The 25874-nt window shown below is 47.5% G+C and carries 31 protein-coding genes; 15 read left to right on the forward strand and 16 right to left on the reverse strand.

All coding sequences use genetic code 11. The features are described from left to right. The first annotated feature begins 115 nt into the window (after positions 1-115). The 5 genes from GLV81_RS19580 (at position 116) to GLV81_RS15890 (ending at position 5963) form a co-directional block, all read left to right on the forward strand. Positions 116-1828: a WD40/YVTN/BNR-like repeat-containing protein gene (locus GLV81_RS19580; protein ID WP_197428567.1), complete on the forward strand. Its 1713-nt coding sequence runs from the start codon at positions 116-118 to the stop codon at positions 1826-1828. A 77-nt stretch (positions 1829-1905) separates the two neighbouring features. Further along, positions 1906-3258 carry a WD40/YVTN/BNR-like repeat-containing protein gene (locus tag GLV81_RS19585; protein WP_197428574.1) on the forward strand — a complete coding sequence of 451 codons (1353 nt, stop codon included), beginning with the start codon at positions 1906-1908 and terminating at the stop codon, positions 3256-3258. Positions 3259-3512: 254 nt separating this feature from the next. Beyond that, positions 3513-3863 carry a pyridoxal phosphate-dependent aminotransferase family protein gene (locus GLV81_RS20690; protein ID WP_246186070.1) on the forward strand — a complete coding sequence of 117 codons (351 nt, stop codon included), beginning with the start codon at positions 3513-3515 and terminating at the stop codon, positions 3861-3863. Beyond that, entirely contained in the window at positions 3758-4777 is a 1020-nt protein-coding gene (locus GLV81_RS15885) for a pyridoxal phosphate-dependent aminotransferase (protein WP_246186071.1), read from the forward strand. Before GLV81_RS20690 ends, GLV81_RS15885 begins: the two co-directional genes overlap by 106 nt. A 31-nt stretch (positions 4778-4808) precedes the next feature. Next, positions 4809-5963: an N-acetylmuramoyl-L-alanine amidase gene (locus tag GLV81_RS15890; RefSeq protein ID WP_157479742.1), complete on the forward strand. Its 1155-nt coding sequence runs from the start codon at positions 4809-4811 to the stop codon at positions 5961-5963. 85 nt (positions 5964-6048) lie between these two features. Here the strand turns inward: GLV81_RS15890 and GLV81_RS15895 are convergent, their stop codons facing one another. From GLV81_RS15895 to GLV81_RS15930, 9 genes are all read right to left on the reverse strand, one after another. Then, positions 6049-7347 carry an aminotransferase class V-fold PLP-dependent enzyme gene (locus GLV81_RS15895; RefSeq protein WP_157479743.1) on the reverse strand — a complete coding sequence of 433 codons (1299 nt, stop codon included), beginning with the start codon at positions 7345-7347 and terminating at the stop codon, positions 6049-6051. Between the two features lie 107 nt (positions 7348-7454). After that, positions 7455-8138, reverse strand: a complete 684-nt coding sequence (locus GLV81_RS15900; protein ID WP_157479744.1) for a hypothetical protein — start codon at positions 8136-8138, stop codon at positions 7455-7457. Between the two features lie 54 nt (positions 8139-8192). Beyond that, positions 8193-9266, reverse strand: a complete 1074-nt coding sequence (locus GLV81_RS15905; RefSeq protein ID WP_157479745.1) for an iron-containing alcohol dehydrogenase family protein — start codon at positions 9264-9266, stop codon at positions 8193-8195. Positions 9267-9528: 262 nt separating this feature from the next. Continuing rightward, positions 9529-9657, reverse strand: a complete 129-nt coding sequence (locus GLV81_RS21390; protein ID WP_281350711.1) for a hypothetical protein — start codon at positions 9655-9657, stop codon at positions 9529-9531. 89 nt (positions 9658-9746) lie between these two features. Continuing rightward, a complete protein-coding gene (locus GLV81_RS15910) occupies positions 9747-10343 on the reverse strand; it encodes a Crp/Fnr family transcriptional regulator (RefSeq protein ID WP_157479746.1) in 597 nt (198 codons plus the stop codon). 49 nt (positions 10344-10392) lie between these two features. After that, positions 10393-11118, reverse strand: coding sequence for a 3-deoxy-manno-octulosonate cytidylyltransferase (gene kdsB, locus GLV81_RS15915; protein WP_157479747.1), 726 nt, complete (start codon positions 11116-11118; stop codon positions 10393-10395). Between the two features lie 15 nt (positions 11119-11133). Further along, a complete protein-coding gene (locus GLV81_RS15920; RefSeq protein ID WP_157479748.1) occupies positions 11134-11430 on the reverse strand; it encodes a thiamine-binding protein in 297 nt (98 codons plus the stop codon). 9 nt (positions 11431-11439) lie between these two features. Next, the gene (locus tag GLV81_RS15925; RefSeq protein WP_157479749.1) at positions 11440-12462 is read right to left on the reverse strand and encodes a lipid A deacylase LpxR family protein; all 1023 of its coding nucleotides are present in this window, start codon (positions 12460-12462) and stop codon (positions 11440-11442) included. 15 nt (positions 12463-12477) lie between these two features. Continuing rightward, a complete protein-coding gene (locus tag GLV81_RS15930; RefSeq protein ID WP_157479750.1) occupies positions 12478-12969 on the reverse strand; it encodes a regulatory protein RecX in 492 nt (163 codons plus the stop codon). Between the two features lie 160 nt (positions 12970-13129). Here GLV81_RS15930 and GLV81_RS20695 point away from each other — a divergent pair, with 160 nt between their 5' ends. The 6 genes from GLV81_RS20695 (at position 13130) to GLV81_RS15955 (ending at position 17521) form a co-directional block, all read left to right on the forward strand. Further along, positions 13130-13612: a DNA polymerase III subunit beta gene (locus GLV81_RS20695; RefSeq protein WP_246186072.1), complete on the forward strand. Its 483-nt coding sequence runs from the start codon at positions 13130-13132 to the stop codon at positions 13610-13612. A gap of 41 nt (positions 13613-13653) precedes the next feature. Then, positions 13654-14244: a DNA polymerase III subunit beta gene (locus GLV81_RS20700; protein ID WP_246186389.1), complete on the forward strand. Its 591-nt coding sequence runs from the start codon at positions 13654-13656 to the stop codon at positions 14242-14244. A gap of 63 nt (positions 14245-14307) precedes the next feature. Continuing rightward, on the forward strand, positions 14308-14529 hold the full coding sequence (locus GLV81_RS15940) for a hypothetical protein (protein WP_157479751.1): 222 nt from the start codon (positions 14308-14310) through the stop codon (positions 14527-14529). Positions 14530-14804: 275 nt separating this feature from the next. Further along, a complete protein-coding gene (locus GLV81_RS15945; protein WP_157479752.1) occupies positions 14805-15659 on the forward strand; it encodes an HAEPLYID family protein in 855 nt (284 codons plus the stop codon). Between the two features lie 327 nt (positions 15660-15986). Then, the gene (locus GLV81_RS15950; RefSeq protein WP_157479753.1) at positions 15987-16574 is read left to right on the forward strand and encodes an outer membrane beta-barrel protein; all 588 of its coding nucleotides are present in this window, start codon (positions 15987-15989) and stop codon (positions 16572-16574) included. 101 nt (positions 16575-16675) lie between these two features. Further along, positions 16676-17521 carry a sterol desaturase family protein gene (locus tag GLV81_RS15955; protein WP_157479754.1) on the forward strand — a complete coding sequence of 282 codons (846 nt, stop codon included), beginning with the start codon at positions 16676-16678 and terminating at the stop codon, positions 17519-17521. On the opposite strand, the gene GLV81_RS15960 is transcribed toward GLV81_RS15955, so the two are convergent. Next, complete coding sequence (locus tag GLV81_RS15960) at positions 17522-18031, reverse strand: hypothetical protein (RefSeq protein ID WP_157479755.1); 510 nt, start codon at positions 18029-18031, stop codon at positions 17522-17524. It abuts the gene before it with no gap. A gap of 12 nt (positions 18032-18043) precedes the next feature. Continuing rightward, positions 18044-18628 (reverse strand): RNA polymerase sigma factor, encoded by a 585-nt coding sequence (locus tag GLV81_RS15965; RefSeq protein ID WP_157479756.1) that lies wholly within the window; start codon positions 18626-18628, stop codon positions 18044-18046. A gap of 352 nt (positions 18629-18980) precedes the next feature. On the opposite strand from GLV81_RS15965, the gene GLV81_RS15970 reads away from it, so the two are divergent. Next, positions 18981-19343, forward strand: a complete 363-nt coding sequence (locus GLV81_RS15970; protein ID WP_157479757.1) for a DUF6249 domain-containing protein — start codon at positions 18981-18983, stop codon at positions 19341-19343. A gap of 77 nt (positions 19344-19420) precedes the next feature. Here the strand turns inward: GLV81_RS15970 and GLV81_RS15975 are convergent, their stop codons facing one another. Further along, positions 19421-19594: a hypothetical protein gene (locus tag GLV81_RS15975; RefSeq protein ID WP_157479758.1), complete on the reverse strand. Its 174-nt coding sequence runs from the start codon at positions 19592-19594 to the stop codon at positions 19421-19423. A gap of 101 nt (positions 19595-19695) precedes the next feature. Then, on the reverse strand, positions 19696-20169 hold the full coding sequence (greA, locus tag GLV81_RS15980) for a transcription elongation factor GreA (RefSeq protein ID WP_157479759.1): 474 nt from the start codon (positions 20167-20169) through the stop codon (positions 19696-19698). A 346-nt stretch (positions 20170-20515) separates the two neighbouring features. Between greA and GLV81_RS15985 the strand changes: the two genes are divergently transcribed. After that, positions 20516-20947 (forward strand): DUF1801 domain-containing protein, encoded by a 432-nt coding sequence (locus GLV81_RS15985; RefSeq protein ID WP_157479760.1) that lies wholly within the window; start codon positions 20516-20518, stop codon positions 20945-20947. A 127-nt stretch (positions 20948-21074) separates the two neighbouring features. Beyond that, positions 21075-21974: a bile acid:sodium symporter gene (locus tag GLV81_RS15990; protein WP_425500018.1), complete on the forward strand. Its 900-nt coding sequence runs from the start codon at positions 21075-21077 to the stop codon at positions 21972-21974. A gap of 18 nt (positions 21975-21992) precedes the next feature. Here the strand turns inward: GLV81_RS15990 and GLV81_RS15995 are convergent, their stop codons facing one another. After that, positions 21993-23120 carry a TlpA disulfide reductase family protein gene (locus tag GLV81_RS15995; protein ID WP_157479761.1) on the reverse strand — a complete coding sequence of 376 codons (1128 nt, stop codon included), beginning with the start codon at positions 23118-23120 and terminating at the stop codon, positions 21993-21995. A 404-nt stretch (positions 23121-23524) separates the two neighbouring features. Here GLV81_RS15995 and GLV81_RS16000 point away from each other — a divergent pair, with 404 nt between their 5' ends. After that, positions 23525-24094: a thioredoxin family protein gene (locus tag GLV81_RS16000; protein WP_197428582.1), complete on the forward strand. Its 570-nt coding sequence runs from the start codon at positions 23525-23527 to the stop codon at positions 24092-24094. Here the strand turns inward: GLV81_RS16000 and GLV81_RS16005 are convergent. Then, positions 24091-25014 (reverse strand): NAD(P)-dependent oxidoreductase, encoded by a 924-nt coding sequence (locus GLV81_RS16005; protein ID WP_157479763.1) that lies wholly within the window; start codon positions 25012-25014, stop codon positions 24091-24093. The two genes, GLV81_RS16000 and GLV81_RS16005, sit on opposite strands and share 4 nt — an antisense overlap. 5 nt (positions 25015-25019) lie before the next feature. Further along, positions 25020-25775 (reverse strand): 16S rRNA (adenine(1518)-N(6)/adenine(1519)-N(6))-dimethyltransferase RsmA, encoded by a 756-nt coding sequence (rsmA, locus tag GLV81_RS16010; RefSeq protein WP_157479764.1) that lies wholly within the window; start codon positions 25773-25775, stop codon positions 25020-25022. Positions 25776-25874 lie beyond the last annotated feature (99 nt).

The following is a 25874-nucleotide window of genomic DNA, read 5'->3' on the forward strand; positions in this document are numbered from 1 at the left end:
ACCTTCTAAGTTGAAATATCTGTGGTCAAATTTTTTAGCCGCATATTTATACCGGCATATATCGAAGGATTCTATGCTTCCCAGCTTCTTATTAATAATCAAAAAAGGTATACGGATGAAAAAACTGCTATGGGCCTGCCTCATGCTCTTGTTGCTGCAAGCTGCACAAGCCCAAATGGTGAATCTTGCTACAGATTTTAAAAACCTGAAAGCCCGCAACATTGGGCCAGCCGGTATGAGTGGCCGTGTTACTGCCATCGATGCAGTACACAGCAACCCCGACATCATTTACATTGGTGCTGCCAGCGGCGGCGTTTGGAAAACCACCAACGGTGGTGCCAGCTGGACGCCCATTTTTGACGAGCAGCCTACACAAAACATTGGTGCCATTGCCATTCAGCAAAGCAACCCGAATGTGATTTGGGTAGGCACCGGCGAAGGCAATCCACGCAACAGTGTGAGCCTGGGCGAAGGCATTTACAAGAGCCTTGACGGTGGTAAAAGCTGGAAACTCATGGGCTTGCAAAAAACCATGAACATCCACCGCATTATCATCGACCCAACAGATCCCAATACGGTGTATGCCGGTGCTATCGGCAATCCTTTTGCTGCACACCCCGAACGTGGCGTGTACAAAACCACCGACGGCGGCGATACCTGGAAACTCATTTTGCATACCAACGACAGCACCGGCGTAGCCGATATGGTGATGGACCCCAGCAACCCCAATAAACTGCTGGTATGTATGTGGCAACACAACCGTACACCATGGAGCTTTTTTAGTGGTGGCAAAGGCAGCGGTTTTTACAGCACCTGGGATGGTGGTAAAAACTGGAAGAAACTCGGCAAAGCAGAAGGCTTGCCCGACACCACCGGTCGCATTGGTATTGCCATTGCCCCCAGCGATCCTGATGTGATATATGCTATGGTAGAAGCAACCAAAAACGGCCTCTACCGCAGCGAAGATGGCGGCATGAAATGGACACTGGTCAACAGCGATCCACAATGGGTAACCAACCGTCCTTTTTATTTTCAAGACATCATGGTAGATCCACAAAACGAAAACCGTTTGTACAATATCTACCAGATGATTGCACAAAGTGATGATGGTGGTAAATCTTTCCGCATCATCATTCCTTACGATGGCGTACACCCCGACCACCATGCCTGGTGGATTCATCCAAAAGATCCTTCTTTTATCATCAACGGCAACGATGGTGGCATTGCCATCAGCCGCGACCGTGGCCGCAGCTGGCAGTTTGATGAAAAATTGCCCCTCGGTCAGTTTTACCACATCAATGTAGACAATGAAATACCGTACAACGTAATGGGTGGCCTGCAGGATAACGGTAGCTGGCATGGCCCTGCGTATGTGTGGGCAGATGGTGGCATCCGCAATAGCTACTGGAAAAGTGTTGGTGGTGGCGATGGATTTGATGTAGCTCCCGACCCGAGCGACAGCAAGTGGGTATACAGCATGAGCCAGGGTGGCAATCTTGGCAGAATGAACATCCAAACCGGCGAACGCTGGAGCATTCGTCCACCGATGCCCGATCCTAACACCCGCATCCGTTTCAACTGGAATGCAGCGCTGGCACAAGATCCTTTTGATGCCAATACCATTTATTACGGAAGCCAATTTGTGCACAAGAGCACCAACAAAGGTGCCCAGTGGACCATCATCAGCGGCGACCTCACCACCAACGATCCGGCCAAGCAAAAGCAGGATGAAAATGGTGGCCTCACCATCGACATCACCAATGCTGAAAACCATTGCACCATCGTGGCTATTGAGCCTTCTAAAAAGAAAAAGATGTACTGTGGGTAGGTACCGATGATGGCCAACTGCAACTGACCCGTGATGGCGGCAAAACATGGACCAATCTAACGGCCAATATCAAAGGTTTGCCTAAAGGCGCATGGATTCCGCAGATACGCACTAGCCGCTACAATGCCGGTGAAGTATTTGTAATAGCCAACGATTATCGCCGTGGCGATATGGGTACCTATATTTTCCGCAGCACCGACTACGGTAAAACTTGGGTAAATATGATGGCAGGCAAAAACAATGTGAAAGGCTATGCATTGTGTGTGTTGCAAGATCCTGTGCAACCCAACCTGTTGTTTGCCGGTACAGAAAATGGCCTCTGGGTAAGCTTTGATAACGGAAACAGCTTTCAGCAGTTTACCAACAACTATCCTTCTGTAAGCACTTACGATTTGGCTATTCAGGAAAGAGAAGCCGATTTGGTAATTGCTACTTTCGGTCGTGCCTTGTACATCTTGGATGACATTCGTCCGCTGCGGGCTATTGCTGCTAACAAAGGCATGCTGGCCGATAAAAAGTTGAGCACTTACGAAAGCCCCATTGCGTATCAGGCATTTGAAACCGGCCCTCCCGGCATTGAATACAGCACTTATGGTTTGTATGCTGCCGACAACCGTGGTAGCGATGCCAGCATCAATTTCTTTGTGAAAAATGACAAAGCAAAACCTTCAAAAGGCAACGACTCTGTAACGGTGAAAATTTACAACGCTGCCAACGAAGCCATCCGTACTTACAAAGCCAAAGCTGATACTGGTTTCAACCGCATCACCTGGAACTTTACTACCAAAGGCATTCGCCAGCCCGGCAGCCCCAAGCCTCGCAAAGGTGCTGCCGAACCCGGTGGTGGTATGCGGGCCGCTCCTGGCATGTACAAAGCCGTAGTAAGCATGGGCGATGTAGCCGATAGCAGCATGCTGAATGTGCAGTACGACCCACGAGTGAAGTTTGATGAAGCCGTATATAACGCACAGAAAGTTATGCTGCAGCGTTTGTGGCAAACTTCAGAACGTTTGACTGCCGCTATGGACCGACTCACAGAAATGGAAGACATCACCAGAAAGCTGGATGGACAACTGCGGGATGTAGAAGGCAAGCAAGCCGACAGCCTGCGCAAAACCAACAAGGCCATGCAAGATTCTATCAAAGCCATTCGTGAGTTTATCAGTGGCAAGCGACAGGAAAAGCAAGGCTATGGCACTGCTTACCAGCTAACTGTAATGACCAAGCTCCGCGAACCACAGCAACTCATTTTGGGCAAACGCAGCATTCCCGGTGCACAAGAAGAAAAAGCATTGGAAGTAGCTGCTGCAATGGTACAGCAAGCGGTAGACAAAGTGAATGCGTTGAGCAACGGTGCCTGGAAAAACTATCGACAGCTGGCAGAAAGTACCCCCATCAAACTGTTCAATGATTTGAATGATTTGAAATAACCATACGTTATTCCATATAGAAAAAAGTGTCGCCATAGTGCGGCACTTTTTTATGCCCTGCTTTTTATGCATTCGCCTGCATTCAACAGAAAAGCAAAAACACTAAACAGCTTTCTTCTCTTTTACCCAAAAACATAGACGGTGTAGAACAGCGTACGGCAAAGTGTTGGATGTTGTCTGTAATTGCAAATGCCAGCGCAACAGGCAGGTGAGCACTGTATTTTTGCGCAGCTATTTAAAAGGCAACATCTACCATGGAACAGGTAAAACTGAGTGCACTGGCCGAAAGTATGCAGGGCAGTGAAATTGTGAAGTTGGGTAACATGATTCGGGAACGCATTCGCCTGGGCGATACCATTTACAACTTTACCATCGGCGATTTTGACCCACAGGTGTTTCCCATTCCGCAGGGTTTGGAAGATGCCATTATTGAGGCCTATAAAAATCGTTTTACCAGTTACCCATTGGCTGATGGAGAACTCGATTTGAGAGAAGCCGTGTGTGCTTTTACAAACGTTCACTCGGCCTCGATTACGGCAGCAACGAAATTCAAATTGCATCCGGTGGTCGTCCGCTCATTTATACCATTTTTAAAACATTGGTAGATGCCGGCGACAAGGTGATTTATGCTGTGCCCAGCTGGAACAACAATCACTACACCAATCTGACCAATGCAGAGCATTGCCTGATAGATGCTACTGTTGAAAACCACTTTATGCCAACAGCGGAGCAGGTAGCGCCACACATTCCCGGTGCTGCATTGTTGTGCTTGTGTACGCCACAAAATCCCACAGGAACAACTTTGGTAAAATCGGAGTTGGAAAAAATATGTGAACTCGTGTTGGCTGAAAATGCCAAACGTGGTCCCGGCGAAAAGAAACTGTATGTGCTGTTCGACCAAATGTATTGGACATTGACCTATGGCGATACGCAGCATTACAACCCGGTAAGCCTGGTGCCTGCCATGAAAGATTACACCGTTTTTGTAGATGGCATCAGCAAATGCTTTGCAGCGACTGGTGTACGGGTGGGTTGGTCGTTTGGCCCTGCACCTGTTATTGCAAAAATGAAAGCCATCCTCAGCCACCTCGGCGCATGGGCGCCCATGGCAGAGCAAAAAGCAACCGCCAGGTTTTTGCATCAGGAAGCGGCAATTGAAGCATACTTAACGACGTTTAAAGCCGACTTGCATTATCGTTTGGAATATATCTATCAGGGATTGATGCAATTGAAAGCAAAAGGCTTTGCAGTAGATGCAGTAGCACCTCAGGCAGCCTTGTACCTCACCATTCGTTTTGCATTGGTGGGCAAAAAAACTACCGAAGGAAAACTGCTGGACAATCAAGCAGCTGTAACACAATATTTGCTGGAAGAAGCGGGATTGGCCATCGTTCCGTTTTATGCATTTGGTGCCGATAACAGCAGCAGTTGGTACCGCCTGAGTGTAGGCACCTGCCGCAAAGAAGACCTGGCACCTATGTTTGAAAAACTAGAAGCCGCACTGGCCAAATTGCAGTAACACAAACCATCCTCAATACTTAAATTGCCGCATGAAGACATGGATTTCATGCGGCTTTTTGTTGCTCTGCAGCAGCATCGCATTGGCACAATCTGCGGCTGTTATTACAGGCAAGCTGCCGCAACTCTCGTACAGCAATGGTGCCGACAGATTGGGCAGTGCCAAAGCCGGCTATATTGATACTGGCATTGTGGTGAATGTGATAGACAGTGTTCAGGGCAATTACACCTTGCAATTGTCGCAGCACAGAACCGCCTACCTCGCCAAAGAGTTTGTACGTTTTACAACAGATAGTTTACCTGCACAGCCAGCTACCACCGAATCGTGGCATGTGCGGGGTGGCGATGAGTACGACACGGTGAGCATTAGCCTGAGCCGTAAAGTACCCTACACCTCGTGGATGGAAATCGAACCCACAGCTATTTATGTAGAACTCTACGGAGCACAATCCAACACGAATTGGATTACCCAATTGCAAACAGCCAAAGGCATTGCCTCGGTAAGCTGGAAGCAAACAGACAATGATGTGGTACAGGCTAGTATTCGTTTGAAGCAAGCCCAACACCTGGGCTACCGCATCAGCTACAGCGGCAAACGGTTGCAGCTCATCATCAAACGCAAACCGGCACATACGCATTTGCATGATATGGTGGTTGCCATCGATGCCGGACATGGTGGCAGCAACACCGGCGCCAGCGGTATTGCCACTAAAATTTTGGAGAAAGATTACACTATTCTTTTTGCCAAAGAACTGCAACAATTACTGCAAAAGAAAGGCATACAAACCATCATGATTCGGGATAAAGACACGACGATTGACAACAAAGACCGCCTGCTGTACCTGCAACCGTTGCAGCCCGATGCACTCATTAGTTTTCACCTCAATAGCAGCAGCCGCACTACAGTGAGAGGTGTGAGTACGTACTACAAGCATCCCGCTTTTCAACCACTCACACAACACATACTCAGCCAATTGTTGGAGATAGATGATCTGCCGGAGTTTGGCAATATTGGGAGCTTCAATTTTCAACTGGTGCAGCCTACAGATTATCCGAGCTGTTTGGTAGAAGTGGCTTTCCTGAGCAATGAGCAAGACGAGCAACTCATCCGCAGCAGCCGCTTTCAGCACAACATCGCACAAAAAGTGTATGAAGGATTATTGCATTGGGTGAAGGCATTGAAATAACAATTGACTTTCAATCTTTACCCTCATGAAAATGGGCTTACCAAAATTGGCAAGCCCATTTTCATTTATCGTAACGCAATTGTATTTACGCTTTTCCCGCAGCTATTTGCTCCAGCGCATACACCAGCTTGTCGAGGTCTTGGGTGCGGGTGTACACATGCGGCGTAACCCTTACGCAATGAATGTTTTCCCAGTTGATACCTACCGCATGAATCTTGAACTTGTTGAACAGTTTACTGTCCAGTTCTTCCGGCTTCAGGCCGTCAATACTTACACCGGCAATGGCGCAAGAGTAAGGTGCTTTTAATGAAGTATGCAGTTTTACCTTGGGTATCTGCGCTGCTTTTTCTGCCCAGTAATTTTTGAGATACCGAATGCGGTCTTCCTTGCGCTGGCTGCCTATGGCTTCATGAAAATTGATGGCTTCGCCAGTGGCTTGTTCTATGCAAAAGCTACGGGTGCCCAGTGTTTCAAACTTGCGGATATCATCACTCTGCGGCTTGTCGTTGCACAACAATGGCCATATTTTTCCAATCTTTTCTTTTTTTATCCAGAGCAAGCCATTGCCAATGGGAGCACTCAAAAACTTGTGTAGCGAGGTGCCATAATAATCGCCACCCAAATCGGGTATCTTGAAGTTGAGCAAACCAAAACTGTGTGCTCCGTCGATGATGACTTCGGCACCACGGCTATGTGCCATGTCGGCTATTTTTTTCACCGGCAATATTTGCCCCACCCAATTGACGATGTGGGTAATGTGTACCACTTTGGTTTTGGGCGTCATGGCTTCGGCAAATTGTTGAACGATGGTTTCATCATCTTCAATTGGGAAGTCGAAAGAGATTTGCTTGTACACAATGCCATCCCGCATTTGGCGCTGCCGCCAGGCTTGTATCATGTTCGGATAGTCCTGCAAGGTGCCAATGACTTCATCGCCTTTTTGCAGCGGCAATCCAAAAATGACAGTATTGAGTGATTCCGTTGTATTACGATTGATGGCGATTTCCTCGGTGCTGCAACCTGCCAATTGAGCCAGCTTGTAGCGCAGCGGTTCACGGTTCATTTCTATCACCCGCCACATGTAGTAGCTCGGCGCCTGATTGGCCAAATCGTTGTAGCGTTGCAGTGCTTCCTGCACCACTTTTGGTGCCGGGCTTACCCCACCATTGTTGAGGTTGATGAGGTTGGGATTAACGGTGTATGCTTGCTGAAAAAAAGTCCAGAAGGCTTCGTTGCGGGCATCCGACTCGGGGTTGCCGGCATCGAGCAACTTGTAGGCATCTTCCAAATGAGCGGCATGCAATTCCTGCAGCAGTGTATTGGCGGTAAATGCTGAAGTGCCCAAGACGGCCAGCTTCTGCATAAATGTACGTCGGGTAGACATGTTGCTTAGGGCTGTTTGTGCTAAAAGTACAGGATTGTACCATTCAACGGCCACAAAAAAAGCAGCAGGTGATGCCTGCTGCTTTTCCCATTTTTTAGTTGATTGTTTTACAACGTATTAAAATAATCTACCAAGGCTTTCAATTCCATTTCTGACTTGCCATTTTTCTTCATGTTGCTCAATTGCTTGTCTACAGCAGGATTGTTGATGGCAGCAGCAACTTCGCTTACATTCTTTACCCTTACCAGCTCACCATTATACCACACGAAATAGCGTACTTCTGTAACGATATTTTTTTCAACTGTCGCAGAGCTATACCCCTTCGATTCAATGATAGACTTATGGTATTTCTTCAGCAAAGAAGCTTTTCCTTTTGCCAATAATTGCATCCAGCCACCGGGCATACCAGCGTCTTTGCCAGAAAATGCATACTTCGACACAAACACACCCGTGGTGTCATTACCAGTTTTTTTAAAGATGACACTCTTGATGTTTTGAGTAGACACCATCTCTTTACCGGATTCATCGATGTAGTGAATTTCGTCATCCAGCACATTGATGCGAATGCGAACATTTTCAACCAAAGTGCCATTTTCCAGCAGCACAGCACCCAGTTGCCAGTTGCTGTCTACAAAAACAGTACCGCTCAATATATCGTTGTACTTATCCACCTGCACCATTTTATCGTGCATGTGCAAAAACAATGGATTGCCCACTGCTTTTTGGGCTTGTGCAGTATAGCTGCATACACTCACCAACGCAAGTGCAGTTATTTTTTTCATCCAATTCATAGGCTGGTTTTATTAGACAATGAAATTAGTAAGGAATGAATAAGAACGCAAGTGTCAGAGTTTTTCGTACAGTGCCCGCAATCTGCTGCGGGTCATTTGTGCTTCCCAGTTTTTGCCGAGGGCATTTTCCCACAAAGGCTTCATGCCAAGGCTTACGTCAATCATTTTGTCGAACTGTTCATCGGTAAGGTTGGCGCAAATGCCCTTGGGAATTTCGTAGCCATCTTTTGCCACCATGCGTTTAAACTCCGCCACACCTGCAGGATAAAACTCCTCCAGCTGATCGAACACGATGCAGTTGCCAATGCCATGCTTGGTGCCCAGCAAATAGCTGAGGCCATAGCTTACTGCATGGGCCACACCTACCTGGCTATACGCAATACTCATGCCGCCGGCATAGCTGGCCATCATCAGTTTATCGTCGCATTCATCGGTCCAGTGTGGTTCTTCTAAAAACACTTCGCGGCAAAGCTGCAAGGCCTTCTCACCATAGCTTTTGCTAAACTCATTGAGGTAAGTGCCTTCCAAACTTTCGATGCAATGGATGTAACAATCCATGCCGGTATAAAAACGTTGGTTTTTGGGTGCGTCTTTGGTCAACTCTGGGTCGAGTACAATTTGATCGAAAGGGGTAAAATCGCTGTTCATGCCCAGCTTACGGGTAGGGCCTGTAAGCACGGTGGTACGGCTTACTTCGGCACCGGTACCACTCAGTGTAGGAATACCTACTTTGTACACGCCGGGTTGCTTTACCAAATCCCAACCCTGATAGTCGGCACTGCTGCCGGTGTTGCCCATCATGAGGCTTACGGCTTTGGCCAAATCCATGGTACTGCCACCACCAATGCCAATGATACCACTCACAGTGCCATAGGCTTCTTTTAGTTCGCTGGCAATGCGGTCTACCTGTGTGGTTTTGGGTTCGTATGTTACATCGGCGTACAGCAGCACATCGTTTCCCCGCAGCGGTATGCGGCTTTCCAATGGCTTGCCCTGAAAATAATGATCGAGTAAAAACACCATGGGGGCACCGGCTTTGCGGTGTGGTGCAATAATTTCATCCAATTGGTTGAAGCTGCCACGGCCATACACCACGTAGCCCACCATTTTAAAGTTTCTGAATTGCATACTGCTCAGTTAAAGAGTGGCGAAGATAGCCATTCTGCAGAGCACAGCATTCAGGAAGGCCGACAGCGCATCCGCAGCACAATGACATAAAAAAAGCGGACCCTCTCAGGTCCACTCTACTCACTCCTCACACTCTTACTCCACACACCCTATTGGGAAAAAGTTTAAGGGCAATGCCTTTTTATATGGTACAGCAGAGATATAAACAGGTCGCTACGGCATTACACACTCCAATACAAAGTATGCTGGCTGCTGTGGCTTTTCAGCGGAAGCTGCACAGCCGCAGCGAACACTGTTTTTCTACACCCACCACTATCTTTTTATCTCTTACAGTTGTTCCGTTGTTGTATATGCAAATATCGCCAAAGGCAAAGCCGCTGGCCTGTGGCATTTGTCACAATAGCACGTCGTTAACGGAGTTTTGACAGAAAAAAAACAAAGCAACGACCAGCATTAACAGGATGTTGGCATCAATGCAAATCAGTTGTTAAGGCGGGCACGAATGCGGCTCAGACTTTCGCGGCTGGTACCCAACCAAGAGGCCAGTTGTGTAAGCGAAACCCGCTGCAGCAAGTGCGGATGATGATTGCATACATGCAAATACCGTTCTTCCGCCGAAAGTTTCTTCAGCATTTCGCTGTGTGCTTCTTCGGCTATGTACAGCTCTTGAAAAAAACGAAACGCTGCCTGGGTGAATTCTATGTTTTGCTCAAACATCGACAGGTAGTCGGGCCGCGAAACCTTGAGCAATTTGCAGGGAGAAAGCGTAATCAAATTCCGGTCGGAGGGTTGCTGCAACCGCAGGCTTTTAAATTCGCTGACGAGTTCATCTTCAAAATAAAAATGCAGGTTGATTTCACGTCCCTGGTCATCGTGCATAAAACATCGGATGCCCCCTTTTACAATAAAGTAGAGATGCCTGCATACTTCTCCCTCCCGCAAAAGCGCTGCGCCTTTCTTCACATCTATCAATTCAAAATGCGCCAAAAACTGCTCCAGCGTCTCGTCGGAAACGGGCTGTAACTGATTGATGGCGGCTTTGAACCGTTGTACAAAAGCAATTGGAAAATGTTGCATTGCAGGCTTTACAATCCAGGGAGTAGGTGCAGTGGGTTGCTACATGAAATTACAACAATCGGGCTGCTTTCTCCAGATCTTCTGGCGTATCTATTTCTACGCCCATATAATCTACCACTACCATTTTGAGCGGTATGCCATGCTCAAGGTAGCGGAGGCACTCAATTTTTTCGGCGGCTTCCAACGGCGTCATGGCCCAGTTGGTAAAGTTGAGCAATGCCTGCTTCCGAAAAGCATACACACCAATGTGCTCGTAATACACCGGCGTCAGGTTTTGGTCGCGGTGGTATGGTATGGGCGAACGGCTAAACATCAGGCTGTTCATGTTGAGGTCTACCGCCACTTTTACATAGTTGGGATCGGCAATGCTGGCTGCATGCGTTAGCACTTGCATCAGGCTGGCCACTTGTACGTTTTGTCCGTCCTCGCCGGCAAATACATCGAGTAGTTTTTTTAACGGTGCGGCTTTTACAAATGGCTCATCTCCCTGCACATTTACCACTATGTCTACCTCCATATCGGCCACGGCTTCGGCTATGCGGTCGCTGCCGCTTTCGTGTTGGCGAATGCTCATTTTGGCCTTGCCGCCATGCTGTACTATTTCGTTGTAAATAATATCGCTGTCGGTTACCACCATCACTTCATCAAACAAGCCGGTGGCCACGGTATTGTCGTAGGTATGGCGGATAACGGTTTTATTGCCGAGCTGCTGCATGAGCTTGGCGGGAAAACGAGTGGCCGCATAACGGGCCGGTATCATGGCAATAGTCTTCATAAATGTGCAGTACGTTTATCGGTGCTTGGCGGTTTTTTGTTGCATGGTTACCGCTTGTGCGGGTGCTATATGCAGCTGAATGTTCAACACCCACTCGGCCGAGCTGTTTGCCGCCATCCACGCATTGATGCGGTGAATGAGGGCCATCACCTCTTCATATGCTCCTTCTACCGAAGTGCCGAAAGGTCCTACTTCGTAGGCCAATCCTGAAGTACGGATGAGGGCAATGGCTTCGTCGATGATGCCCATGGCTTTATCGGCATCTTGTATGGGTACCAGTTGTATAGAGGCGTTGATAGGATGTGTATGCATGCTGCGAAGTTAATAGCCACCGGTACGATAGGCGATTTGAATAGACAAGAACTTTTCCGATCGCTGCTGGCCCACAGCTTGCTTGCTGCGGTACACATAATGCATGCCCAGTGTCCAGCGGTTTTGTGCCAGCTTAAAACCGGTTTGTACTTGCCACACCCATGGTTCTATGGCTACTGTTTTGGGGCCTTTATTGCTGCGCAGCATGCCGCCTTGCAGGCTGGCATTGTAGCCTTGCCACTGCAGCGTAGGCTGCACGAAGTAGTAAAACTCTTTGTGGTGCACAGGAGCATCTGCACCCTTACGGGAAACACGGCCGTTGAAATGAGCACTGTTTTGATAGGCTTCCATCAGCCCGGCCCGCAGTAGCAACCCGGCCTGGGCATTTACAAAAGCATTGCCCAGATTGGCTTCGGTTACAGTAGCAATATCGTAACGTCTTTGCTGTTGTGCTTTTTGCCAAAAGCTACGCACATACTGCACCGAACCCTGTACATGAAACTCATTTTTCACCTGATTGCTCCAGCCTTGCACATCATAAATACCAATGGCACTGTGGTACCAGCGCTGCACCTGTTTGGCCCCCGAGGCCGGCCCCACTACACCCAGCGAACCGCTGAGCTGCAGGTAAGCATTGTGCTTGTAAAACAATTGCCGGCTAAACCGGCCATAGAGGTAGCCCGCAAACGGCCGGTCTTGCGTAGCAATATTGAGGCTATCGAAGCGAACGGGATTGAAAATATGCTGGCCCAACTCGTAGCTGTGTACCGCTTTAGCCAATCGGTTACCACCAGGCTTTGCAGTAGCTGCGTGGCTGAAACGCAACATCAAACCGTTGGTATAATATCCATCCCGTAGTTGCAATACATAATTATCGTTGTCGGAAATGATCAGCGACTCATGCCGGAAATGATTGCGGATGATTCGGGGCGGCATGCTGTCTTCCTCAACCAACGGCTGGGCAACGGCCGAAAGGCCCGACAGCAAAATGATACCACACACAGCCGTTAGCTGCCCGTACAATTTTCTCATGCGCCTGTTGATGATTTACTCCTCCAAATCGCCGCGTTGCAATTGTTGCAGCACAGCCTGCACCTCGTTGCCCTGATAGCCTTTTTGCAGCAGAAACAATTTGGTTTTGGCCCAGCGTTGGGCGGGTGTGCCGGTGCGGATGGCGGCCCATTTGGCACGGGCCAGTTTGTGCAAGGCCTGTGTGTAGGCATCGTCGCCTATTTCTTCCATGGCTTTGCGTATGCAATAATCGCTGATTTGCTTTTGCTTCAGTGCATACACTATTTTCTGTTTGCCCCATTTCTTCAGCCGAAAGTGGCCGCCGGCAAACTGGCGGGCATACCGCTCTTCGTTCAGGTAGTTTTCTTCTATCAGCCGGCTGATGATGGTATCGGCTTCTTCGGCCGTAAGACTGGCAGCCCGCATTTTTTGGTACACCTCCTGCTGGCACCGCTCCTGATAGGCGCAGAAGTGCTTCATTTTTTCCCAGGCCTGGTTGGGCGTCCATCTGTCTTTGGGCTGCTGCATGTGCCGTGCAATTTATCAACAGGAGCCCAAAGGGGCTGGAAAACCCCAAAAAAATTGCTTTAGGTTTGTTCGCATCAGGTGCCTAACCTGCATCTTTGCGAAAGTGGCTGACGCTCTGCTGTCCGCTTCGCATTACTCACTGACTAAGAAAAATGCCGATATGAAGTTTATTGTTTCCTCCTCCGTATTACTGAAGCAACTGCAACAAATCAATGGTGTGATTCAGGCCAACAACGTGCTGCCCATTCTGGAAGACTTTTTGTTTGAAATAGACAAAAACACACTGACAGTAACGGCTACCGACCTGGAAACCGTGATGCGGGTGAAGCTGGATGTGGAAGCCAAAGACAGCGGCAAAGTGTGTGTGCCCGCCAAAATTTTGATGGACTCACTCAAAAACCTGCCCGACCAGCCGCTTACTTTCAACATCGATAAAAACTACGGCATTGAACTCACCAGCGATAGCGGTAAGTACAAGGTAATGGGCGAAAACCCCGATAACTTCCCTAAGGAGCCATCGGCGGATGATACCAACAGCTTTACCATGACCAGCACGGCATTGGTAACGGCCATCAACAAAACCTTGTTTGCCGTAAGTACCGATGACCTGCGCCCCGCCATGACCGGTGTGTTTTTGAACTGAGCAAAGACGGCCTGCAAACCGTAGCCACCGATGCCCACCGCCTGGTAAAATACAAGCGTACCGATGTGAGCTGCCCCAAAGCCGATTCGTTTATTGTGCCTAAAAAGCCATTGAACCTGCTGAAGAGTGCCTTGCCCGACAACGAAGACGAAATCACCATTAACTATAATTCCAACCACCTGTTTGTGGTGCATGGCACTACGCAAATGAGCTGTCGTTTGATTGATGCCCGTTTCCCCGATTACAAAGTGGTTATTCCTGCCGACAACCCGTACAAAATGACGGTGAGCAAAGCTGATTTTCAGCAGGCACTGCGCCGGGTAAGCATCTTTAGCAACAAGAGCACCAATCAGGTGGCACTCACCATCAATGGCAGCCAACTACAGCTGGCCGCACAAGACATCGACTTTAGTTTTGAAGGAAACGAACGCATGCCTTGCCAGTACAACGGCCAGGATTTGCAGATTGCTTTCAACGCCAAGTTTTTGATTGAAATGCTGAACGCCGCCGATACCCAGGAAGTAGTGATGGAACTGAGCACTCCTACCAAGGCGGGCATTATTAAACCCACCGAAATGGGCGATGGCGAAGAACTGCTGATGCTGGTAATGCCGCTGATGCTGAACAGCTAAGTCACTCTATAAATTATTCTTAAAGGCACCGACACTTCTATCGGTGCCTTTTATTTTTACCCCATGAGCATGCAATGGCAACAGCGTAGAGAAAGGGCAACACCACTGTTGTGGCTGATGCTGCTGTTGCTGGCAAACGCCTGGCTGAATGCTGACACCTGGCATGCTTCAAATAATCATGCACAAGCCTACGACGACATTGATTCATTTGCAGAATGGCTATGCGAAACAGTAGCCGACGACGACCAACTGCTTCCGGAAAATACCCAAGACGATCAGGGATGAACAATCCCATCAGCTACATAAATACAATTGGGTGAAAGATTTGATGATGCCCATGCAGGGAGCCTTTTTGTTGGGGGCACCTCGGTCATCATCGTTGATGCTGGTTTACCATGCGCCTTTGTCAAAAGGTTTTTTACAACAGCATTATACTCCGCCAAATCTGCAGCAAGCGTAACCTTTTGTAAGCCGGTGATATTCCGGCATTGCTCCACATTTCTATTTTATCTCATTGCCACTGTGCAGCATTGCTGAGTGGTACGTTTCTATTTACATACATGAAAAACATTTTTATAGTACTGCTGCTCGTTTGCAGCGGTACAGCTGTTAGTCAGCAGGCCGACAGCATCCATGTGACAACAGACAGCCTGTACATTGCCAGTATTGAAAAACAAAAAGGCCGTGCAAAAATTATGCATGCCGAACCTTTATACATTGATTTGATACGTGATTTAGGAGCCCGCAAAGGCGAACGGGAATGGAACTTTGGTACCGGCATTGTAGACAACAATACCTACGATGTGTACCAGGCGCTGATTGAATATGAATGGGCCCCATTGAACAGGTTAGGTGTAGAAGTAGAACTGCCTTTCACTTTTACGCCTTCATCCAGCTGGCAAAAACAGGTAAACAAACTCAACAGCCTGAAACTGGCTGCGCAATACACGGCACTGGTACACGAGCCTTCAAAAACATCTGTTGCGGTTGGCTACCTGCACGAATTTGAATTGCCCGCATTTCATGCGTATGGCAAAACAGCCCTATTGGCCGGGCATACACTCAGTCCGTTTTTTATTGCAGCCAAAAGATTTGGCAGCAACTGGCATGGGCTTTTGTACACGGGCCCTATTTGGCAATACCACGCCAGTAGCAAACACTGGCACCGGAGTGGACAATACAATCTAAGCAGCCATTACATGCTGCCCGGCACCCGCAATTTTATTGGCGTGGAAGTGAATGCTTCTTCTACAAAGCAAGACCTTGATGTAACCATACGGCCACAAATGCGCCTGAGCATTTCCGACAATTTATTGATTGGAATTGTAGCAGGCATTCCGGTAAAAAGAGAGAACCAACGGCTGAGTTCTTTTGCCCGCATTATATACGAACCCGGCCACAAGCACCGACAGTAATTGCACAAGCCATTTGCCTGTTATGAATGTCTCCCTCGAATTTTTCAAGAGACTGGAGAACCGGCCGCTGTTGCGCCTGTTGCCAAACAACTAAACAATTCCGGCTACATTTTCAACAAGGGCTTTCTGCGATGCAGGAAGCCCTTGTTGTTTGAATCAGTGCTGCTTTTTTAAACCGCGAAGGCGCTGAGGACGATAACGAAGGATCTAAGATTTTAATACAGAAAATTGACCGTTATGAAAATTTTCTCACAAAAAGGAAAACTATAGAAAAGCCCTGCCGACTTTACAGTAATTTAGTAACACAACCCAACAAAACACAAGTACATGAAAACAAAAATCATTCTTGCTGTAGCAGTTTTTTTTGTTGCTAACAGCTACGCTCAAATCACAAAAGGAAACTGGCTGGTTGGGGGGAATTTCCAATTTGCTAAAAGCAACAATAATGGTACGGCATCATCAAATTCGAGAAATACAACCTTTACTATATCCCCGAAAGTAGGTGCCTTTATTTTAGATAAAGGTGCTATCGGTCTTAGAGGCAACTATAAAAGTACAATGACTAAATACGAAGTGACTCCCGGAAATTTAATTACAAACAGGCAATATACAATTGGGGTCGGGCCATTTATTCGTTACTATTTTTTGCCAGAAGAGAAGTTAGTAAATATTATAAGTGAGGTCAATGTAATGTATAATCAAAATGTAATAAAACCCTATGGCGGTAATAATACTAGTAAGTTTTACAATTGGGAGTACTCCTTACAATCTGGCGCTGTGTTATTCCTAAACTCATCAGTTGCCATGGAAGCCTTAATTGGCTATGCTTACATAAAAGAAAAGGATCAAGATTCAAAAGTTAACAGCCTATCATTCAACATTGGATTTCAAATACATTTAGAAAAACAAAAATAATGCTCACGTAAACACACCAATTTGTAAGATGTGAAACACTATTTAGGCTTGGTAATATTTACTCCTTGAATATATTCGCCAAGTACAATCTTTTGCTTGCTATGAATGCCGTCCTCGAATTTTTCAACGGGCTCGAAAGCCGGCCGTTGTTGCGCCTGTTACTGGTAGCCGTTCCGGTATTGTTGCTGTGGCTGCTCGAAAACGGATACCCGTTGATACAACTGCATTACAAACGATCCAAGGGCAGGCATGCCGTAGTCAATTTTACTTTTACACTAACGCATTTTGTAGTGCATGGGGCGCTGGCATTTGGCATGGTGTTCATAGCCGACTGGTGCCAGCGTCATCAATTTGGTGTGGTGCATTGGCTGGGCTTGCCCGTATGGGGCATTGTAGTAGCCGGTGTACTGAGCATGGATTTTTTTGGTGGCTGGCTGGTGCATTGGGTAGAGCATCAGGTGCCTTTTTTCTGGCGTATGCACATTGTGCACCATGCCGATAACAATGTAGACGTAACCAGCGGTTTGCGCCATCATCCTTTTGAAGCCTTAAACCGTTGGGTATTTTTTGCTGCAGGCATTTTCATCATGGGCTTACCCATTTATGCCGTGATGCTGGCGCAAACATTCATGAGCATGTTCACCATGTTTACCCATGCCAATATTCGCCTGCCGGAGCGGCTCGATAAAGCCATCAGCTGGATATTCATCAGCCCCAATATGCACAAAGTGCACCACCACTGGAAGCAACCCTACACCGACAGCAACTATGGTACGGCCCTCAGCATTTGGGACAGGCTGCTGGGTACGTTCAGCTACCTGCCGCCTGCACAAATCCGTTATGGGTTAGACAGGTATTACAGCAATACCGAAGATGAAAACATTGGTACCCTCATGCAGAGCCCGTTTCACAATGCGGCCGAAGTAGGCGAACCTGCCAACCGCTGATTATTTTTTCTGTAAGAGTTTGGGCCGCAGGTATTGATCCAACAATGCCAATGCAGCTATGGCAAACAGTACGGCTGCAATGGTGCCGAATTGTCCGCCCAACCATTGGCCCCAATTGGTGCTCGTTATGTTTTGTACGGGCAGTTGCAAACTGCTTTCACCGCCCTTCCAATTGACAGATGAAAAAGCAGCAGCCAATACCAGTGCCAGCATGGTTACAAACACGCCTGCTACGGTATAGATGATCTTTTTATTGAGGTATTTTTTGGCAGTGGTTTCAATGCTCAACAACGCTATTTGTTCCATTACATTTTTAGTAAAGCGCATAGAAGGTTGCATCAGCTCCGCATCTTGCTGCAGGCTGCTATGCAAGGCCAAGAGCTCGGCATGCAGGGCCCGCCAGCTATCATTGTGCTGTACCAGTTGCTGCAGCTGCTGCGCTTCGGCAGCATTGCATTGGCCATCTATCCATTGCCAGAGGCGTTCTTCCATTTCAACGTGGTTGTTCATGGCATTCATTTTTTAGTATCGCCAATCCTGCACTTCTTGTGCATAGTTTTTTTCAAGTAATGTCTTTAACCGATGCCGGGCACGATGCAGTTTTACTTTCACCGTGTTGGGGTCAATCTGCATGATGCGGCCAATTTCTTCCAGCGATTGCTCAGCCTGATAAAACAAGGTGAGCACCTGTGCATCATCGGCACTCAGCTGCTGTATGGCCTGCGTTAGTGTGGCTTGTTTCGATTTTGTTTCCACCACATTGGCCCGCATGCCGCCATCCAAATTATCCGCACTGGCATACACCTGTTCATTGTCCAGCGATTGTGTGGCCAAGGTTCGCTTGCGCAAAAAAGTAAGACAAACAGAATGCACAATCGTGTACAGCCAGGTGCTGAACTTGGCTTCGCCGCGGTAGTTGCCCAGGTTTTGGTAGGCCTTTACAAATGCCGACTGCGCCAGTTCTTCGGCATCTTCCCGCTGCGGCACCATGCGATGGGCCACCGTAAATACCAACTGCTGATACCGCTCCACCAGCACAGCAAACAACTGTTGCTGGCCTTGCAGAATACGTTCTATCAATTCCTGATCGGTAAGGGGATGGCCCATATGCAAGGATAAGACTACGGAAATTGTGCGGAGGTTACAAGAAGAAACACGAATAAGTAACACTGACGAATCGAATGGCCACGAATGAGCAACACGAATGGGACGAATAGCCACGAATGACACGAATTGAATATCATGTAACACTAATGGAGCGAAGGGGCACGAATAACACGAATTGCTGCAGAAAGCTGAAAGCAAAAACCTCCTTGCTCTCTGTGCCCTCTGTGCGAACCAAAACCTCCGCGGTCAAAAAAATCTTCCGGCCCCTGTAACCTCTGTTTACCGGTCGTAGTCATATCCGGCAAACACACCCACCACACCTCATTTATCAAACCTTAAAAATTGAATTACTATGAACGGTCCTGAAATACTTGTACCCATCACCATGTTTGCCGGCAGTTTTGCCATGGTATTTGGCGTGGTGTACCTGCGTACCCGCCAAAACCTCGCCATGATAGAAAAAGGCATGAACCCCAAAACAGATAAGCAGCGGCCTGCGCCTTACCAAAACCTCAGGTGGGGATTGCTGCTCATTGGTGCGGGCATTGGCTTGGCACTGGCCTACATTGTGTGCAGCCATGTGCTGCACGAAGAAGAAAACCCGGCCCTGTATTTTGCCTTCATCGGCATTGGCGGCGGCCTCGGTTTGGTAGGCAGCTACAAAGCCGAAAAAGCCTGGCTCGACAAAGAAGAAGCCAAAGAGCAACAACACTAATCCTCACCATCATTTGTATACAAACACAAAGCGCAGCGATTCCTCATCGCTGCGCTTTTTTATTGATGGGCAAACGCTCAATCCTGTTGCCTTTGCTTTTTCCATTCATACAAGTGATTGGTGCCCAATATGGCAAATATGACGACCATCACTGTTCTCATAAAGTAATCCATCTTACTGATGGAATCATCGAGCAAAAACCAAATCAATACGCCAATTACATACAACCACATACCAATACCCAGCCACAAGCGTAATTGTATCTTTTTTTATTACTCATTGCCTTTTCATCATTGCCCATTCATTGTATTCCATTGGCATATTAGCACATTACCTCATTGGCTCATTGGTACTACACCCCAATCTCTTCAATCTTAAATTTCAGGATGCCTGTCGGTGCCTGCACTTCGGCTACATCGCCTACGGTTTTACCAATCAGGCCCTTGCCAATGGGTGAAGTCGCCGAAATTTTGCCTGCTTTCAGGTCGGCTTCTTTTTCGCCCACAATGGTGTATTCTACGGTTTTCTTCGTGGCCAGGTTGGTAATTTTTACCTTGGTGAGGATGCTCACCTTGCTGGTGTCGATGCTATTGGTATCAACAATACGGCTGTTGGCAATGGCCGATTCCAGCGATTTGATTTTAGCTTCCAGCAAGCCCTGCGCCTCTTTGGCCGCGTCGTACTCAGCATTCTCTTTCAGGTCGCCTTTTTCACGGGCTTCCGCAATGGCACGGCTGGCTGCCGGCCGGTCTACTGCCCGCATGTGCTGCAGTTCTGCCTGCATTTTTTCAAAGGTTTCCTGCGTTACATAGTTCACAGCACTCATATCATTCCTCCTTGCTTTTTACTGATATTTCAGTTTGGTTTGGACAGAAAAAAAATAACAACGCCTTCACCACGTAGTGAAAGCGTTGCCATTGATTCAAAAGTAGGAAAAATGCTGAACGGGCAAAATTTCAGCCATAGCTTTTCCTTTCTTTTAAGAAATATGGGGCGGTCGGCTATCTGCATGCCCCGGCAATAGTCCGGTCCTTTCCGGGCTCGCTGTCGCTCGGCCCCGGCATATATCGACGGGGCTTCGGCCCGAGGCCTCACCCTCCAAGCACCGCCGCCCATCGGCTGTAGTGCATTTCCGACCTTTACCTTGTATATTCAATCCTCATATTTACCCCATGGCCAAGCCCAACAAAACCAGCCCCAACAGCGCCGACCCCATGGCTTTTTTGCAAGCTGCTGCTACTGCAGCACAGCTGCCCGATTGCCTGCAAATAGCCCAATTGTTACAAGAAGCCACCGGCCACCCGCCCCGCATGTGGGGCGATGCCATTGTAGGCTTTGGGCAATACCATTACAAATACGAGAGTGGCCGCGAAGCCGATTTTATGCTGGTGGGTTTTGCGCCTCGTAAGAGTGGAATTTCTTTATACATCTATGCCCATATTCCAGCCAATGAGGCATTGCTGCGCCAACTGGGCAAGTACAAAATGGGGCGGAGTTGCATTACCATTCAGCAGTTGCAACACATCAATACAGTGGTGATGCAACAGATAGCCCAACAAACCATGGCCCATTTGCAAGCCAAGTGGCCCAACCCCGGCACATAAACCAATCTCGTACCTTCATGCCCTACAATTGATTGCTGCCTTTCAATACGCCTTGCATGAAGTTTAAGCCGGATAGTTTTGTGGTTGCCATACTCATCGTCATTTTGCTGGCGTGGTTTTTCCCGCAGTGGGGCCTGCCACAAAGCGGCATTCCCCTCGACCGCATCGGCAGCATCGGCGTTTCGCTCATCTTCTTTTTTATGGCCTTCGCCTCAGCCCCGATAAGCTCAAAGCCGGTCTCAAAAACTGGCACCTGCATGTATTGGTGCAGTTGTCTACGTTTCTGTTGTTTCCCTTACTTGTTTTGGTACTGTATCCATTCATGCAATCAAGCAGCCACGCCAGTATTTGGTTGGCGTTGTTGTTTTTAGCCGCCTTGCCATCTACCGTTTCATCTTCGGTGGTAATGGTGTCGGTTGCAAAGGGCAATTTGCCCGCAGCCATTTTCAATGCCAGTATTTCGGGGCTCATTGGTATTGCCATCACGCCTTTGTGGATGGGCCTGTTCATGCAACAACAAACGGGCCACTACGATCTCAGCAGCATTTACAGCAAGCTGCTCTTAGAGATTTTACTGCCCGTAGTACTCGGCATTTTGTTGCAACGCTATGGCGGCCAACTGGCCATTCGCTATCACCGGCAGCTCAGCCTGTTCGACAAATCTGTCATTCTGCTCATCATTTACAAAAGCTTTGCAGAGTCGTTTGCCGGTGATTTGTATGCGCAGGTGGCGTGGCTCGATTTTGCATTGATTGCTGTGGTAGTGCTGGCATTGTTTTATGGGGTGTATGCATTGATTGGTATTATGAGCAAGCGATTACATTTCAGCATCGAAGACCAGATAACGGCACAGTTTTGCGGCACCAAAAAATCGTTGGTGCATGGCACCGTGTTTTCTAAAATCTTGTTTGCACAGGCAGGTACTACCGGCCTCATGCTGCTGCCGCTCATGTTGTTTCATGCCTTTCAAATATTAGTGATTAGTGTGTATGCTGCCCGATTGGCCAAGCGGGAAGGCATACAATAGCAAGCACTTGCTGGAAGATTAGTAGCCAAAATAGTTTTTCAAAAAAGTGCTTACCCCTTCAATACCACCACCTGATTCACTTCGGTACACAATTTTCCCATCAGCATCAATGAGTATTTTTACTGGTATGGCTTGTACACCGTACGCCATTGAAGCGCAGTTATAGATAAATCGTTGGGAGTATACATGCGGCCAATGCGATGTACTATCTTCTTTAATTGCTTCCAGCCATTTTTCTTTTTTCCTTTCATGTATTGACACTGGTAATACCGCCAATTTATCGATTCCATATTTGCTTTGAAGCTTTTTCAACTTCGGAACATCTGCTCTGCAAGGCCCGCACCAACTGGCCCAAAAATCCAACAGGGTCAAGGGCTGTTGCTTGTCAAAAGATATACGGATGGAATCGCCCTGCACATTTACTGCATCAAATGACGGCGCTTTTGCACCGGGGCGCATATTGGCTCTTGCATGTAGTTGCTGCAATTCAGGATGCTGTTGTACCAAAGCATGGAGCGAAAAAAACAAGGCATTCACTACCGAATCTGCCTCTATATCCAAAAGACCAGATAATATATCTCCACTTACAATACTTTCTGAATGCGCCAACACAAAACTTTTATTGAGGGCGGTCAATTCTTCTTCTACTGCTTGCTCCTGTTGTTGCCAAAATGCAGCTCGTTCAAAAAGCGCTTTTGAGTCTGGCTGTTTCTCTTGTAAACGCTCTGCCGCCCTTACAGAATCTCTTATCGTCGAAAGATTTTGAATCAATGGTGCACTCAATGCAGTGTACTTTTCGTTCACCATTTGATCGGCACCCGCCTTCACTCCTGAATATTCCCAATTATTGATACTGCCCTCCACCACATTTTGTCCCGCTTGTAAATACAACACCAACCACGGTAATTCTTGATTGGAGATGGGAAGCAATGTGGCTCTGCAACTACCTTGAATTACTCCGGCAAATTGAAATTTCTCTTGTTTTACAACAGCAGTGTCGTATCTGTAACGCTTCATTACCGGGTCAAAATAGCTTAGTCTTATTAACCCCTCTTTCATTTGATGGATTTGTCCATCCAATGTAAAAGGCTGTGCAATAACAGTTACATACTGAAGCAGCAGTATACAAATAAAGAGTGGCTTCATGCTGAATGATGAATAATATACGAAACCAATTTATGTAATTTTTGATGAATCGTACTAAAGTGGACATTAAAGACGAGAAAGGGGATTCGCAGCATTTAGATTTGTCAGCCAGTACTCCGCTTTGCAAATGCCATTCGATGCTGCACGGAATTTGCCAACAAAACCATTGCCGCATACGCAAACGTTTTCGTATGTATTCATCAGCTATCAATTCTGTGACGTGTGCCACAGTTTTGTCAAAAAAAAGTTGCTGCTCAGTCGTAAATGGCAATCCTTAACATTTTAAGGTCATCATGTTTAGCCATGTTGATGCAACTTGCGCCCCCAATTAGCAAGAAATGATCCATCCTGAGTTGAATGAATCTTTGTGGCGCAGTGCAGCAAGCTATCCTGAATACAGGGACATGTTACAGACGTTAATGGCAGACAACAAAACCACCGGCTCCAATCAGGAGCTTTGGCTGGTAGAATATGCCAGGTTAAACATTGCCCGCATGAACCGTCTCGACAAAACTTTTGCTGTACCGCAAAAGCACTGGCATCAAATACAAAAGTTGCCGTCAAAATTGTACTTCCTTACCATCAGCGAAGGCTGGTGTGGCGATGCTGCACAAATAGTGCCGGTGATTGATAAAATGGTGGCAGCCAGAGCCACCTGGGAGCACAAAATTATTTTGCGTGATGAGCACCTGCCCGTTATGGATCGTTTTCTCACCAATGGTACAAGTCGCTCTATTCCTGTCACCATTATTCTGCGGCCAGACACATGGGATGTGCTCGGCTGGTGGGGACCACGCCCTACTGGTGCACAGGCCGTGATAGACGAACTCAAAGCAGACAATGCCGACTTCGAAATAGTGAAAGAAAAATTGCACGGCTGGTATGCCAAAGACAAAGGCAATGCCACGGCTGATGAATTTATGCAAACGCTTCAAAAGGCCATTGCCAGCCTGGAAGATCACATGGCTGCCTAGGCAAACAGCTTTTGCCACACCACTTCTGCCATCTTCAAATAAGCCTCATGTGTGTAACCTGCAATGTGTGGTGTAATCATCACATTGGGCATGGCGCACAGTGTATCAAGCACCTGCATTTCTTCGGTAGTGTAGGTGCTTAATTTTTCATTCTCCAGCACATCGAGAGCTGCGCCGGCTACCAGCCCATGTTGCAACGCATGTTGTAGTGCTGTAAGCTGCAATACTTTGCCTCTGCTGGTATTGATAATCCAAGGTTGGTGTTGCAGTCCTGCGAAAAAATCGGCATTGGCCATGTACAAGGTTTCATCGTTGAGCGGCACATGAAAACTCACTACATCTGCATAGCGCTGAATTTGCTCCAGCGATGCTTCTTTTACATACGCATTGGCAAAGCCAAAGCGGTTGGCGTCGTACGCTAAAACGGTTACGCCAAAAGGTTGTAGCAATTTGGCAAACTGTGAGCCGGTATTGCCATAGCCAATAATGCCAACTGTTTTGCCTGCCAGCTCAGTACCACGATTTTCGTCCCGTAGCCAAATGCGTTGTTTAACTTCTGCAAAGCTGGTATGCAGTTTATTGAGCAGGCTCAGCAGCATGCCCAACGCATGTTCGGCTACTGCATTCCGGTTGCCTTCGGGGCTGCTCACTACTTTAATGCCCTTGCTTTCGGCGTAGGCTACATCTATCAATTCCAGTCCCGAACCCAGGCGGCCAATCCATTTGAGATGACTTGCCTGATTGATGATAGCCGCATCAATTTTCAACCGTGTGGTTACAATCAGTCCTTCCACATCTGCTACGCAAGCCAGTAGCTCTTCGTAGGTAATAGTCGGTCGAAAATCTACTTGAAATTGTGTGTCGAGTTTATCGAGAAGCCATGGATGACACTTGGCCGTTATAAGAACACGTGGAAGCATGTTGATTAGTTCATTTGAAAAGTCAGCGCAGCAAATTGTTCGATGCTCAGTTGCTCTGCCCGTTGATTGAAAATGGGATCTTGTAATACCTCGGTACTAAACAAAGAACGCACCGCATTGCGCAATTGTTTTCTGCGTTGGTTAAATGCGGCTTTCACCAAGATGCGAAAGTCATTTTCACTACGCATGTGTATGGGTGTTTGCACAGGTGTCATGCGTATCACACCGCTCATTACTTTGGGTGGTGGTGCAAAGCAACCCGGTGGTACATCAAACAAATATTCTACGTTGAAATAGGCTTGTGTCAGCACACTCGTTACGCCATACACTTTGCTGCCGGGGCCTGCCGCCAAACGTTGTGCCACTTCTTTTTGAAACATGCCAATCACTGCAGTCACTTGTGTTTTCCAATCGAGTACTTTGAAAACGATTTCAGTAGAAATGTTGTACGGAAAGTTTCCAATTACGGTGAATGGCCCTTCGAATGGCACTCCTGTATCCAATACACTTTCATGAATAATCTTTCCTTCGAGTGCAGGATAGGTATGCAAGAGATACGCCACTTTCTCATCATCTATCTCAATGAGTTTGAGTGTTACATCTGGCAGCTCCATGAGGTATTTGGTGATGGCACCGGCACCGGGTCCCACTTCTACCAGCTGTTGTACAGGTTGCTGCTGCAGCGCAGCCACAATTTTGCGGCACATGTTTTCGTCGTGCAGAAAATGCTGTCCCAGCGATTTTTTATGGGTGTATTGCATGAAGGGGAATGAATAATTGAATAGGCAATAAGCAATAATGTGCGAAGGTAACGTTGTTTAAAAGTGTAGCCCTGAAATCTGTGCACACAAACAGTAGAA

Origin of the sequence: Phnomibacter ginsenosidimutans (assembly GCF_009740285.1) — a bacterium.
Classification (GTDB): Bacteria; Bacteroidota; Bacteroidia; order Chitinophagales; family Chitinophagaceae; genus Phnomibacter; species Phnomibacter ginsenosidimutans.

Bases quoted from the DNA above. Each gene is read 5' to 3' on its own strand.
- GLV81_RS19580 (WP_197428567.1), top strand. From the start codon at position 116: ATGAAAAAACTGCTATGGGCCTGCCTCATGCTCTTGTTGCTGCAAGCT.
- GLV81_RS20690 (WP_246186070.1), top strand. From the start codon at position 3,513: ATGGAACAGGTAAAACTGAGTGCACTGGCCGAAAGTATGCAGGGCAGT.
- GLV81_RS15890 (WP_157479742.1), top strand. From the start codon at position 4,809: ATGAAGACATGGATTTCATGCGGCTTTTTGTTGCTCTGCAGCAGCATC.
- GLV81_RS15895 (WP_157479743.1), bottom strand. From the start codon at position 7,347: ATGTCTACCCGACGTACATTTATGCAGAAGCTGGCCGTCTTGGGCACT.
- GLV81_RS15900 (WP_157479744.1), bottom strand. From the start codon at position 8,138: ATGAATTGGATGAAAAAAATAACTGCACTTGCGTTGGTGAGTGTATGC.
- GLV81_RS15905 (WP_157479745.1), bottom strand. From the start codon at position 9,266: ATGCAATTCAGAAACTTTAAAATGGTGGGCTACGTGGTGTATGGCCGT.
- GLV81_RS21390 (WP_281350711.1), bottom strand. From the start codon at position 9,657: ATGCCACAGGCCAGCGGCTTTGCCTTTGGCGATATTTGCATATACAAC.
- GLV81_RS15910 (WP_157479746.1), bottom strand. From the start codon at position 10,343: ATGCAACATTTTCCAATTGCTTTTGTACAACGGTTCAAAGCCGCCATC.
- kdsB (WP_157479747.1), bottom strand. From the start codon at position 11,118: ATGAAGACTATTGCCATGATACCGGCCCGTTATGCGGCCACTCGTTTT.
- GLV81_RS15920 (WP_157479748.1), bottom strand. From the start codon at position 11,430: ATGCATACACATCCTATCAACGCCTCTATACAACTGGTACCCATACAA.
- GLV81_RS15925 (WP_157479749.1), bottom strand. From the start codon at position 12,462: ATGAGAAAATTGTACGGGCAGCTAACGGCTGTGTGTGGTATCATTTTG.
- GLV81_RS15930 (WP_157479750.1), bottom strand. From the start codon at position 12,969: ATGCAGCAGCCCAAAGACAGATGGACGCCCAACCAGGCCTGGGAAAAA.
- GLV81_RS20695 (WP_246186072.1), top strand. From the start codon at position 13,130: ATGAAGTTTATTGTTTCCTCCTCCGTATTACTGAAGCAACTGCAACAA.
- GLV81_RS15940 (WP_157479751.1), top strand. From the start codon at position 14,308: ATGAGCATGCAATGGCAACAGCGTAGAGAAAGGGCAACACCACTGTTG.
- GLV81_RS15945 (WP_157479752.1), top strand. From the start codon at position 14,805: ATGAAAAACATTTTTATAGTACTGCTGCTCGTTTGCAGCGGTACAGCT.
- GLV81_RS15950 (WP_157479753.1), top strand. From the start codon at position 15,987: ATGAAAACAAAAATCATTCTTGCTGTAGCAGTTTTTTTTGTTGCTAAC.
- GLV81_RS15955 (WP_157479754.1), top strand. From the start codon at position 16,676: ATGAATGCCGTCCTCGAATTTTTCAACGGGCTCGAAAGCCGGCCGTTG.
- GLV81_RS15960 (WP_157479755.1), bottom strand. From the start codon at position 18,031: ATGAACAACCACGTTGAAATGGAAGAACGCCTCTGGCAATGGATAGAT.
- GLV81_RS15965 (WP_157479756.1), bottom strand. From the start codon at position 18,628: ATGGGCCATCCCCTTACCGATCAGGAATTGATAGAACGTATTCTGCAA.
- GLV81_RS15970 (WP_157479757.1), top strand. From the start codon at position 18,981: ATGAACGGTCCTGAAATACTTGTACCCATCACCATGTTTGCCGGCAGT.
- greA (WP_157479759.1), bottom strand. From the start codon at position 20,169: ATGAGTGCTGTGAACTATGTAACGCAGGAAACCTTTGAAAAAATGCAG.
- GLV81_RS15985 (WP_157479760.1), top strand. From the start codon at position 20,516: ATGGCCAAGCCCAACAAAACCAGCCCCAACAGCGCCGACCCCATGGCT.
- GLV81_RS15995 (WP_157479761.1), bottom strand. From the start codon at position 23,120: ATGAAGCCACTCTTTATTTGTATACTGCTGCTTCAGTATGTAACTGTT.
- GLV81_RS16000 (WP_197428582.1), top strand. From the start codon at position 23,525: ATGTTACAGACGTTAATGGCAGACAACAAAACCACCGGCTCCAATCAG.
- GLV81_RS16005 (WP_157479763.1), bottom strand. From the start codon at position 25,014: ATGCTTCCACGTGTTCTTATAACGGCCAAGTGTCATCCATGGCTTCTC.
- rsmA (WP_157479764.1), bottom strand. From the start codon at position 25,775: ATGCAATACACCCATAAAAAATCGCTGGGACAGCATTTTCTGCACGAC.